This is a genomic window from Mycobacterium sp. IDUB_5, from assembly GCF_055419565.1.
In genome coordinates this window covers 621,966-633,182 of the sequence record NZ_JBVAXX010000001.1, presented here as the reverse complement: position 1 = coordinate 633,182, position 11,217 = coordinate 621,966, and the positions used below count along the sequence as shown (strand labels likewise).

Sequence of the window (11,217 nt, the reverse complement as noted above, 5' to 3'; positions counted from 1 at the left end):
TTAGCGCGCGCCCAGATACTCCAGTACCGCGTCAGCGGCCAGCTGCGGCTCCTCGATCTGGAGGAAGTGCCCTGCCGACGGGAGCGTGGTGACCGTGCTGCCGGCGGGCAGTACGTCGCGGACAGCCTCGGCGTAGTCGACCAGCATCGCGCCGTCCTGCACGCCTTGCAGATGCAGGATCGGCACGCGTGGCAGCTCGAAGCGCCAGCGGTGCAGGTCTGCGTAGCGCTCCTGCAGGGCACCCGGGCGGACGAGGGCTCGGTAGTACCCGAGCGCCGCGCGCCGGTGCGGCGCACTCGGCAGCGCGGCGAGCGCCGCGTCGAGCTCGGCGCTGGTGTCGAAACCAGCCGGGCCCCAGTCCTGCCAGAGCCTGCGGATGACGCGCGGCAGCACGCGCTCTGGCACGCGGGGCAGTTGGAAGAAAAGGATGTACCAGCTGTTGCGCAGCTGACGGGGCAGTTGCCGGAGCTGCCGGGCGGCATCCCCGCGGGCCCGGTTCACGGCTCCGATCGGCGCGACCGCCATCGTGATGTGCTCGGCGAACGGCGACTCGGGGTACGCCGCGAACGCCGCCGCAGTGAATGCACCCCAGTCGTGGCCGATCACCACCGCGTCGTCGGGTGCCCCGAGTGCGCGATGGACCGCCAGTGCGTCGTGCATCAGCGCCCCGATGTGGTAGTCCCCGTCGGGAGCCGGGCCGGTGGGCGCGTACCCCCGCGAGAACGGCGCGACCACCCGCATGCCCCGCGCGGCGAGAAGCCGCGCGAATTTCTGCCAGCCCCACGCACTGTCGGGAAAGCCGTGCAGACACAGCACCAGCCGGCCGTCGTCAGGCCCCCACGCCAGCGCACTGACCTCCAGATGATCGAACTCGAAGGTCAGCCGCTGCGCGTCGGTCACATCTGGAAACTTACGCGGAAGACCTCAGGCGCTGGCCAACGCCCGCTGCTTGCTGAATTCCAGCGTGCCGTCGTCGATCTTGCTGGTGCGGATGACACGCAGATCCACGAGGTAGTTCTGCTTGAGCCGCCACGGCGCCTTCGATCCCGACTTCGGCAGGCGGTCGAGCGCACGCTTGATGTAGCCCGACGTCAGGTCGACGAACGGCAGTTCCTCGACATCGGGGGCGGGATCGCGCGGCACCACGGTGTCGTACCCGCGGGTGTCCATGTAGTGCAGCAGCCGGCTGACGTACTCGGAGGTGAGGTCGGCCTTGAGAGTCCACGACGCGTTGGTGTAGCCGAAGGTGAACGCCACGTTCGGCAGACCCGAGAGCATCAGACCCTTGTAGGCCACCGACTTCGACAGGTCCTGCGGTTCGCCGTTGCGCAGCACCTCGGCGCCGCCGAAGAACTGCACGTTCAATCCCGTTGCGGTGATGATGATGTCGGCCTTGAGCTGCTGACCCGACGCCAGCGCGATGCCGTCTTCGGTGAAGTGGTCGATCACGTCGGTGACGACGTCGGCCTTGCCCTTGCGGATCGTCTTGAACAGATCACCGTTGGGGGCCAGGCACACGCGCTGGTCCCACGGCTTGTAGTCGGGGGCGAAGTGCTTGTCGTAGTCGAAGCCGTCGGGCAGGCGACGTTCGGCCATGGTGCGCAACGCTTTCCGGAAGACGTTGGGCAGGGTGCGCGCGAGCTGGTACTGCGCGGTGGCCTGCAGGATCGCCTTCCAGCGCACCGCGGTGTAGGCGGCCTTCTCCGGCATCATCTTGTAAGCGCGCGCCGCGAACGGGTCCTTGTCGGGCAGGGACCCGATGTAGGTAGGGGTGCGCTGCAGCATCGTCACGTGGCCCGCGCCGCTGTCGACGAGAGCGGGGATCAGCGTGATCGCCGTGGCCCCGCTGCCGATCACGACGATGTTCTTGCCCTGGTAATCCAGGTCCTGAGGCCAGTGCTGCGGGTGGACGACGGTGCCGCCGAAGTCCTCGGCGCCGGCGAACTCCGGAGAGAACCCCTTGTCGTAGTTGTAGTAGCCGCTGCACGCCCACAGGAACCCGGTGTGCAGTTCGACCGTCTCGCCGTTGCGCTCGACGGTCAGCTCCCACCGGCTGTGCTCGTCGGACCAGTTGGCCGAGGTGACGCGCTGGCCGTAGCGGATGTGCTGGGCGATGCCGTTCTCGGTGGCCGCCTCGTTGAGGTAGTTCCAGATCGAGGGGCCGTCGGCGATCATCTGGTCGGTCGCCCACGGCTTGAAGTGGAAGCCGAGGGTGTACATGTCGGAATCCGACCGGATACCGGGGTACTTGAACAGGTCCCAGGTGCCGCCGAGCTGCTCACGCCGCTCGAGGATCACGTAGTTCTTGCCCGGGCAGTGTTCCTGCAGGTGCCATGCGGCGCTGATGCCGGAGATCCCGGCTCCGACGATGACGACGTCGACAAATTCGGTCATGATGTAAAGCTATCAACATCATGTCGATCTGGTCAACAGTGTGTCGAGAGATTCGACAACCTGTCGATCAGGCCGCGGCGAGCACCAGGTCCGCCACAGCGCGCATGCCCGCAGCGTTCGGGTGCAGCGGTGCGGGCCTGCGCGGAACCGGCCAGCCGAACCGGGTGGTCCACGGATCGGACGACCACGCGTGGTGCTCGCGGCTGGCCTCACCAGCCCTCACCAGGCCACACCCGGTGGCTGCGGCCGCCTCGGCGGTCAACCGCTCGAGCTCACCGGCGAGGTGGCGGCCCAGCGCCACATCGCGATCGCTCAGTGGTGGAGCGGCCTCGCCGGCAGGCGGCAGCAGCGTCAGGTAGTCGACGAACAGCACCGTCGCGCGGGGTGCGCGCTGTCGGACCATCTCCCCCACCTCCACGAGCGCGGCGCTGACCGCGTCGAGCGCCAGGTACCGCTCTGCCGGGTTCAGCAGACCCCGGAGCCGGCTGCCCAGCAGCGGGATCGCACGGCTCGCCCGGGGCAGGCCGGCGGCGAACAGCATCGGCACGTAGCCGACGTCGTTGCCGCCGATCGTGATCGTGACGAGCGCTTCGGTTCCGTCGAGCGCCTCGATCTGGGGAGGAGCCCCACGCTGGGGATCGGTCAGGATGTGCGCTGTCGTCGCCCCCGAATAGGTGACGTCGACGAGGTCGAACCCGCGGGCTTCGGCGACCACGTGTGCGTAGTTGCGGGCCGATCGTCCGGCGGCACGCGGCGTTCCCGGCACCCGCGGCTGGATTCCGGGGCCGGCAGCCATCGAACTGCCCAGCGCCACATACCTGCTCATAACGCCGGGCTGGAGGCCTGGGCCCAGAAGCGCTTCGGGATGCGACCGGCGCGGCGCGCCAGGTAGCCGGCCCGCACCGCCGCCGACATCGCCGCGGCCATCGCCGCCGGGTCGGCTGCCCGGGTGACCGCGGTGGCCAAGAGCACGGCGTCGCAGCCCAATTCCATCGCCAGCGTTGCATCGCTGGCCGTCCCGATGCCGGCGTCGAGGATGACGGGCACCGAGGCGCGGTCGACGATCATCTCGATGTGGTGCGGGTTGGCGATGCCGAGCCCCGTCCCGATCGGCGACCCGAGCGGCATGACCGCCGCGCAGCCGGTGTCCTCGAGCCGGCGGGCCAGCACCGGATCGTCGTTGGTGTAGGGCAGCACGACGAAGCCGTCGTCCACCAATTGCTCGGCGGCCCTGACCAATTCGATCGCATCCGGCAGCAGCGTCCGCTCGTCGGCGATGACCTCGAGCTTGACCCAGTCGGTCTGCAGCGCCTCGCGGGCCAGCTGTGCGGTCATCACCGCTTCGGCGGCGCCGCGGCAGCCCGCGGTGTTCGGCAGCGGGGTGATGCCCAACCGGGTGAGCAGGTCGAGCACCCCCGTGCCGCCGTCGGCGTCCACCCGCCGCATCGCCACGGTGGTCAGTTCGGTCTCCGACGCCACCAGCGCCTCCTCGAGCACCGCGAGATTGGCCGCTCCGCCAGTGCCCAGGATCAACCGCGACCCGAACTCTCGGCCGGCGATGTTCAGCGTGCCCGTCGTGCGCTCGACCACCTCAGCCACCTTGCACCGCCGTCACCACGTCGACCTTCGCTCCGTCGGTCAGCTCGACGTCCCACTGCGAGCGGGGGATCACCGACCAGTCGACCGCCACGGCGATGCCCTTCTCCGGGTAGCCGAGCCGGTCCAGCAGCGCGGCGACCGTGACCTCACCGTCGACCTCCACGGCCTTGTCGTTGACCGTCAGCTTCACGGCGTCACTCCTTCCAGTACGCGCAGTTCGGCGGCGATGGTCTCGGCCGTCCACGGCGCGAGCAGGAAACCCGACCGGCCGTGACCGGCGGCCACCAGGGTCCGCTCGTCGAGCCTGCCGACCAGCGGCACGTTGTCCTCTGTCATCGGGCGCAGGCCCGCCGCGCATTCGGCCAGCTCGTACTCCCCCAGCGCCGGCATCACCTCGCAGGCGTCGTCGAGCAGTTCCCGCACGCCCGTCACCGTCGGCGCGGTGTCGCGGCCGTGCTCGTACTGCGTGGCGCCCACCACCACTCCGTCGGCACGCGGCACCAGGTAGACCTGTCGGCCGTGCACCCGGGCCCGCACCACCCGCGACGGGATCGGCAGGCAGCCGCGACGCCAGCGCAGCCGCAGCACCTCGCCCTTCACCGGCCGGATCGGCAGGCCCGGCCACAGCGCAGGCGCGTCGATGCCATTGGCGATCACGACCGAGTCGGCGTCGCTCACCTCGGCCAGCGCGGTGACCGGCGGCGCCCACTCGACACCCAGACGCTCGCAATGCGCAGCCAGCCCGTCGACGACGGCCCGGTTGTCCACCGCGAGCTCGGTCTCGGCGATGAAGCCGTGCCGAATCGTCTGCGCGAGAAGGGGTTCGATGTCGCGGGCGGCGATGGTCGGCGTGACGGGGTGTCCCTGGGCCGACAGCCAGTCCCCCACGGTTCGCAGGTCGGCGGCGTCGCCGCGGTCCACCGCGACGACGAGCGACTCCCGGGCGGTGACCACCTCGGGCGGCAGACCGTCGAGGAAGCCGTCGTGCCAGAGCGCGAGCGAGGCCAGGCCGATCTGGAGCAGACGTTCCTCGCCGGGCCATCCCTCGCTGTGCGGGGCGAGCATGCCGCCGGCCACCCAGGAGGCGCCGGGGGTGCCGGTCCTGTGCACTCGCACCAGCCAGCCGTCCTGAGCGGCCCGGCGGGCGATCGCCAGGCCGATGACGCCGCCGCCGATGACGGCGAGCCGTTGGGGATGGGGGTTCACGACTGCTACTCCCTTCGCCGGCATGACCCGGATCAGGTGCGACGGTCAGAGCCGGCTGGCTCACTCTCAGTCCCCGAACCCGGGACTCCCGTGTGGACGGTGTTGTCGCCGTCCAGCCTACGTCGCGGGGACGCTACGGTTCGCAGTGTGCGTGACGCCCACCTGTACCTGTGCACCGACGCCCGCCGGGAGCGCGGCGATCTCGCGGAGTTCGCCGACGCCGCCCTGGCCGGCGGGGTCGACATCATCCAGCTGCGCGACAAGGGGTCGCCGGGAGAACGGCAGTTCGGTCCACTGGAGGCCCGCGACGAGCTGGCCGCGCTGGAGGTGCTCGCCGACGCCGCGCGCCGCCATGACGCACTGATCGCGGTCAACGACCGCGCCGACGTCGCGTACGCGGCGCATGCCGACGTGCTGCACCTCGGGCAGGACGACCTGCCGCTGCCGGTGGCCCGGCACATCTTCACCGGCACGGTCGGGCGCTCGACACACGACATCGACCAGGTGACGGCAGCCCTCGACGAGCCCGTCGACTACTTCTGTGTGGGCCCGTGCTGGCCGACGCCGACCAAACCCGGTCGGCCCGCGCCCGGCCTGGACCTGGTGCGCGCCACCGCGGCGCGCAATCCCGCCAAGCCGTGGTTCGCGATCGGCGGCATCGACGCCGACCGGCTGCCCGAGGTCCTCGAGGCCGGGGCGCGCCGCATCGTCGTCGTCCGCGCGATCACCGCCGCCGACGATCCGAGGGCCGCGGCGGCAGAGCTGAAGGCGGCACTCACCGCGGCGGGTTAGCCAGGGGCGGGAACCCCGCGGCGACCTCACGCAGGCGGTTCCAGCTGGCCGCGAATCCCGGGTGCAGCGGCAGGTCGGCCACCTCGTCCTCGGCCACCCAGCGCAGTTCGGCGCTCTCCCGGTTCGGCACGGTCTCGAGAAGCGCCTCGGCGTCGGCGATCACAGTGGTGTAGGACCAGCCGGACACCTCCGACGTGACCACAGTCGTGCGGACCACCACCTGCTCGGCGGGCAGACCGGCCTCTTCGTGGGCCTCGCGCATCGCGGCCTGCTCGGCCGTCTCGTGGCTGTCGCGGGCGCCTCCCGGCAGTCCCCACGTCCCACCCTGGTGGCTCCACGGCGCCCGGTGCTGCAGCAGCACCGCCAGCGATCCGTCCGAGAGCGGGGCCCGCAGGAGAAGACCGGCGGCACCGTGCCTGCCCCAGTAGGCAGTCCCGCCGGCTGATACCACCCACCCGTCACCGTCACCACGCACCCGTCCAGCTTAAGGAACCGGTTCCAGGCCCCATCACGATCAGCCACTGGCGAGTCGTGACCTCGAATCCGCACGCGTCGGCGGTGAATCTCTTAGAATTCCCTCAGAGATTTTGCACCGATAGAATTTCCACCGTCGTTGAGATCGAGACCGGGATGAGGTCCGCGCACACGTGACTGTCGAGTTGGCGCACCCGTCGACCGAGCCTCTTGCGTCGCGGTCACCGACGGTCACTGCCCACCCGCGGTGGTGGTTCCTGTGGACGACGCCGGGTCGCATCCTCACCATCGGGCTGATCCTGGCCACGCTCGTCATCGCCAGTGCCTTCGCCACGTCGACCACGATCAACGACCGCCAGCAAGCGCTCACCACAGTGCTGAACCGCACCGAACCTCTGTCCTTCGCCGCCGGCCAGCTCTACACCACACTCTCGGTCGCCGACGCCGCCGCTGCCACCGCCTTCATCGCCGGGGCTGAACCGCGCGCCGTGCGACAGCGCTACGAGCAGGCCATCACCGACGCCGCGGTCGCCGTCGCCCGGGCATCCAGCGGGCTCACCGACGAACCGTTGGTGCAGCTGCTCGGCCGGATCAACGCCCGGCTCGCCGTCTACACCGGGCTCGTCGAGACCGCCCGCACCAACAACCGGGCCGGCAACCCGGTCGGCTCGTCATACCTGTCCGAAGCGTCATCGCTGATGCAGCAGCAGATCCTGCCCGACGCCCAACGGCTCTACGAACAGACCTCGGCGCGCGTCGACGCCGAGACCACCGCGTCGACCCGCATCCCCGGCCCGGTCATCCTGATCGTCGTCGGCACGCTGTTGTTCGGCGCGTTCGCCAACCGGTGGCTGGCCAAACGGACGCGCCGCCGCGTGAACATCGGCTTCGTGGCCGGCGGGATGGCAGTTCTGATCATGCTGATCTGGGTGGGGACTGCGCTGATCATCTCGACCTCGGACAGCCGCAGCGCCAAGGAGACCGCGGCCGAGTCCCTCAAGACCGTCACCACCCTCGCGATCACCGCCCAGCAGGCCCGCGCCGACGAGACCCTGTCGCTGATCCGCCGCGGCGACGAGAACGTACGCAAGCAGTCCTACTACCAACGCATCGATCAGATGCAGGAGCAGCTGGCCCGCTATCTGGGCACCGACAACTCCATCGACAAGACCAACCTGGCCGACGCCGACGCGCTGCTCAATCGGTGGCGTGCCGCCGACGACCGGATCACCGCCTACATCGCGGTCGGCAACTACCAGGCCGCCACGCAGGTCGCCCTCGGTGTCGGCGAGGACGATGCGACACCGGCGTTCGACAAACTCGACGAGGCCCTGACCAACGGCATCGAGCAGAGCCGGGCCCAGCTGCGCAACGAGATCGTCAATGCGCGCCGGGTGCTCTCCGGCGCCACCGTCGGTGCCGCGGTGCTGTCGGTGATGGCCGCGATCGCGGTGGCGCTGGGCATCTGGCCGCGACTGAGCGAGTACAGGTGATGAGCGCCTGCGCGAAGATCCCGGCCGCCCTGCTGATGGCGGGGCTCCTGGCCGGGTGTGGCCAGAGCGCGCCGGTGGTGCCGACGCCGACGGTGACGCTCGCGCCGCCGTCCCCGTCGGGGATGGCCGAGCTGCCGCCCGGACCGGCCCAGCCGCCGTCACTGCCGGACGACCAGTGCGATCGCACGGCGAGCCTGCGCCCCTTCGACACCAAGGCCGAGGCCGACGCCGCGGTGGCCAACATCAAGGCGCGCGGCCGGCTGATCGTCGGACTGGACATCGGCAGCAACCTGTTCAGCTTCCGCGATCCGATCACCGGGGAGATCACCGGTTTCGACGTCGACATCGCCGGGGAGATCGCCCGCGACATCTTCGGCACCCCCTCACAGGTGGAGTACCGCATCCTGTCCTCGGCCGACCGCATCGCGGCGCTGCGCAACAACGAGGTCGACGTGGTGGTCAAGACCATGACGATCACGTGCGAGCGCAAAAAGCTGGTCAACTTCTCGACCGCGTACCTGACCGCCGATCAGCGAATCCTCGCACCCCGCGACTCGACGATCCGCCGGGCGGCCGATCTGTCGGGCAAGCGGGTGTGCGTGGCCAAGGGCACGACATCGCTGCAGCGCATCCAGGAGATCGCGCCGCCGCCGATCATCGTCGGCGTGGTGACGTGGGCGGACTGCCTGGTGGCGCTGCAGCAACGTCAGGTCGACGCGGTGAGCACCGACAACTCGATCCTGGCCGGACTGGTGTCCCAGGATCCGTATCTACACATCGTCGGGCCGTCGATGAACGAGGAGCCCTACGGGATCGGGGTCAATCTCGACAACCCCGGCCTGGTCCGGTTCGTCAACGGGACACTGGAGCGCATCCGCCGCGACGGCACGTGGAACACGTTGTACCGCAAGTGGTTGACGGTGCTGGGTCCCGCGCCCTCACCGCCGGTGGCGAGGTATTCGGACTGATGACCGAGACCGACACCGGGGACGATCCCGGCACCCAACCCGCCTCGTTCGCCGATCTGGCCGAGCTGAGCGAGGACTCCATCTCGACGGTGCGGCCGATGGCCACCCAGGCGGTGTTCCGACCCAACTTCGACGACGACGATGACGACTCGTCGTTCCGTTCGGGGTTCCACACCGGTGACACCGAGCCGCAGGACCAGGCGACGACGATGACGCGCGCCCTCTCGCCCACGCGGCGGCTCGGCGGCGGTCTGGTCGAGATTCCTCGGGTGCCGGCGCGAGATCCGTTGACCGCGTTGATGACCGACCCGGTGGTCGCCGAGTCGAAGCGGTTCTGCTGGAACTGCGGCCGCCCGGTGGGCCGCTCCTCGAATGACGGCAAGGCGCTGTCGGAGGGATGGTGTCCGCACTGCGGCAGCGCGTACTCGTTCCTGCCGCAGTTGGCGGCCGGTGACATCGTCGCCGACCAGTACGAGATCAAGGGGTGCATCGCCCACGGCGGTCTGGGCTGGGTGTACCTGGCGTTCGACAAGAACGTCAACGACCGGCCGGTGGTGCTCAAGGGCCTCGTGCATTCCGGCGATGCCGAGGCCCAGGCCATCGCGATGGCCGAACGCCAATTCCTGGCCCAGGTCACCCATCCCGGCATCGTGAAGATCTACAACTTCGTCGAGCACGAGGACAAGCACGGCAACCCGGTCGGCTACATCGTGATGGAGTACGTCGGCGGCACGTCGCTCAAGCAGGCCACCCACTTGAAGTCGAGCGAGCGGACCCGGCTGCCGGTCGCCGAGGCGATCGGCTTCATGCTCGAAATCCTGCCCGCGCTGGGCTACCTGCACTCCATCGGTCTGGTCTACAACGACCTCAAGCCCGAGAACATCATGGTCACCGAGGACCAGCTCAAGCTGATCGACCTCGGTGCGGTGTCACGCATCAATTCATTCGGATACCTCTACGGCACACCGGGTTACCAGGCTCCCGAGATCGTCCGGACCGGGCCGACCGTGGCCACCGACATCTACACGGTGGGCCGCACGCTGGCGGCGTTGACGCTGCGGATGCGCACCCGCAAGGGCCGCTACGCCGACGGGCTGCCCGAGGACGACCCTGTGCTCACAGAGTACGACTCGTTCGGCCGGTTACTGCGCCGCGCCATCGACCCCGACCCGCGGCGCCGGTTCGTCAGCGCCGAGGAGATGTCGAGCCAGCTGATGGGTGTGCTGCGCGAAGTGGTGGCCCAGGACACCGGGCTGCCGCGGCCCGGCCTGTCCACCACGTTCAGCCGGTCCCGGTCGACCTTCGGAGTGGATCTGCTGGTCGCCCACACCGACGTCTATCTCGACGGCCAGGTCCACTCGGAGAAGCTGACCGCCCAGGAGATCGTGCGGGCCCTGCAGGTGCCGCTGGTCGATCCGACCGATGTCGGCGCGACGATCCTCAGCGCGACGGTGCTGAGTCAGCCTGTGCAGACGCTGGATTCGTTGCGGGCGGCGCGGCACGGCGCGCTGGACTCCGAGGGGATCGACCTGTCGGAGTCGATCGAGTTGCCACTGATGGAGGTCCGCGCGCTGCTCGACCTCGGCGACGTCGCCAAGGCCACCCGCAAACTCGACGAGCTCGCCGATCGGGTCGGCTGGCGGTGGCGGCTGGTCTGGTTCCGTGCCGTCGCCGCGCTACTGACCGCCGACTATGACTCGGCGACAAAGTATTTCACCGACGTGCTGGACACCCTGCCCGGTGAGCTCGCCCCGAAGCTGGCGCTGGCAGCGACCGCAGAGCTCGCCGGTAACGCCGACGAACAGAAGTTCTACAAGACCGTGTGGGGCACCGACAATGGTGTGATCTCCGCCGGGTTCGGGCTCGCGCGGGCCCAGTCGGCGGCCGGCGAACGCGAGGCCGCGGTGCGCACCCTCGACGAAGTGCCCGCCACGTCACGACATTTCACGACGGCCCGGCTGACGAGCGCGGTGACGCTGCTGTCCGGTCGATCCGCAGGGGAGATCACCGAGCAGCAGATCCGCGATGCGGCGCGCCGGGTCGAGGCACTGCCCGACACCGAGCCCCGGGTGCTGCAGATCCGCGCGCTGGTGCTGGGCACCGCGATGGACTGGCTGGCCGACCACACCGCGAGCACCAATCACATCCTCGGGTTCCCGTTCACCGAGCATGGGCTTGCGCTGGGTGTCGAGGCGTCGCTACGCAGCCTCGCCCGGGTGGCACCGACGCAGGCGCACCGGTACGCGCTGGTCGACCTCGCCAACAGCGTGCGGCCCATGTCGACCTTCTGA

The 11,217-nt window shown here is 69.7% G+C and carries 11 protein-coding genes and 1 riboswitch; of the genes, 4 read left to right on the top strand and 7 right to left on the bottom strand.

Features of this window, described 5'->3' with window-relative positions; translation table 11 throughout:
* From ACZY1G_RS03085 to thiO, 6 genes are all read right to left on the bottom strand, one after another.
* Complete coding sequence (locus tag ACZY1G_RS03085) at nucleotides 1-900, bottom strand: alpha/beta fold hydrolase (protein ID WP_463813563.1); 900 nt, start codon at nucleotides 898-900, stop codon at nucleotides 1-3.
* Nucleotides 901-924: 24 nt separating this feature from the next.
* Nucleotides 925-2,394 (bottom strand): flavin-containing monooxygenase, encoded by a 1,470-nt coding sequence (locus tag ACZY1G_RS03080; protein WP_463813562.1) that lies wholly within the window; start codon nucleotides 2,392-2,394, stop codon nucleotides 925-927.
* 67 nt (nucleotides 2,395-2,461) lie between these two features.
* Complete coding sequence (locus tag ACZY1G_RS03075) at nucleotides 2,462-3,220, bottom strand: SGNH/GDSL hydrolase family protein (RefSeq protein ID WP_463813561.1); 759 nt, start codon at nucleotides 3,218-3,220, stop codon at nucleotides 2,462-2,464.
* On the bottom strand, nucleotides 3,217-3,960 hold the full coding sequence (thiG, locus tag ACZY1G_RS03070; RefSeq protein ID WP_463814824.1) for a thiazole synthase: 744 nt from the start codon (nucleotides 3,958-3,960) through the stop codon (nucleotides 3,217-3,219). Before thiG ends, ACZY1G_RS03075 begins: the two co-directional genes overlap by 4 nt.
* A 25-nt stretch (nucleotides 3,961-3,985) precedes the next feature.
* The gene (gene thiS / locus ACZY1G_RS03065; RefSeq protein ID WP_463813560.1) at nucleotides 3,986-4,183 is read right to left on the bottom strand and encodes a sulfur carrier protein ThiS; all 198 of its coding nucleotides are present in this window, start codon (nucleotides 4,181-4,183) and stop codon (nucleotides 3,986-3,988) included.
* The gene (thiO, locus tag ACZY1G_RS03060) at nucleotides 4,180-5,199 is read right to left on the bottom strand and encodes a glycine oxidase ThiO (RefSeq protein ID WP_463813559.1); all 1,020 of its coding nucleotides are present in this window, start codon (nucleotides 5,197-5,199) and stop codon (nucleotides 4,180-4,182) included. The genes thiS and thiO overlap by 4 nt, the downstream gene beginning before the upstream one ends.
* Nucleotides 5,192-5,301: riboswitch (TPP riboswitch) on the bottom strand. (Overlaps the previous gene by 8 nt.)
* Before the next feature lie 45 nt (nucleotides 5,302-5,346).
* On the opposite strand from thiO, the gene thiE reads away from it, so the two are divergent.
* Nucleotides 5,347-5,991, top strand: a complete 645-nt coding sequence (gene thiE, locus ACZY1G_RS03055) for a thiamine phosphate synthase (RefSeq protein ID WP_463813558.1) — start codon at nucleotides 5,347-5,349, stop codon at nucleotides 5,989-5,991.
* Here thiE and ACZY1G_RS03050 read toward each other — a convergent pair.
* The gene (locus ACZY1G_RS03050; RefSeq protein ID WP_463813557.1) at nucleotides 5,975-6,466 is read right to left on the bottom strand and encodes an NUDIX hydrolase; all 492 of its coding nucleotides are present in this window, start codon (nucleotides 6,464-6,466) and stop codon (nucleotides 5,975-5,977) included. The genes thiE and ACZY1G_RS03050 overlap by 17 nt on opposite strands.
* Before the next feature lie 172 nt (nucleotides 6,467-6,638).
* Here ACZY1G_RS03050 and glnX point away from each other — a divergent pair, with 172 nt between their 5' ends.
* Genes glnX through ACZY1G_RS03035 form a run of 3 tightly spaced genes read left to right on the top strand, consistent with a single transcriptional unit; the run spans nucleotide 6,639 to nucleotide 11,217 of the window.
* On the top strand, nucleotides 6,639-7,958 hold the full coding sequence (glnX, locus tag ACZY1G_RS03045; protein WP_463813556.1) for a protein kinase G-activating protein GlnX: 1,320 nt from the start codon (nucleotides 6,639-6,641) through the stop codon (nucleotides 7,956-7,958).
* On the top strand, nucleotides 7,958-8,926 hold the full coding sequence (locus ACZY1G_RS03040; RefSeq protein WP_463813555.1) for a glutamate ABC transporter substrate-binding protein: 969 nt from the start codon (nucleotides 7,958-7,960) through the stop codon (nucleotides 8,924-8,926). The genes glnX and ACZY1G_RS03040 overlap by 1 nt, the downstream gene beginning before the upstream one ends.
* Entirely contained in the window at nucleotides 8,926-11,217 is a 2,292-nt protein-coding gene (locus ACZY1G_RS03035) for a serine/threonine-protein kinase PknG (protein ID WP_463821566.1), read from the top strand. The genes ACZY1G_RS03040 and ACZY1G_RS03035 overlap by 1 nt, the downstream gene beginning before the upstream one ends.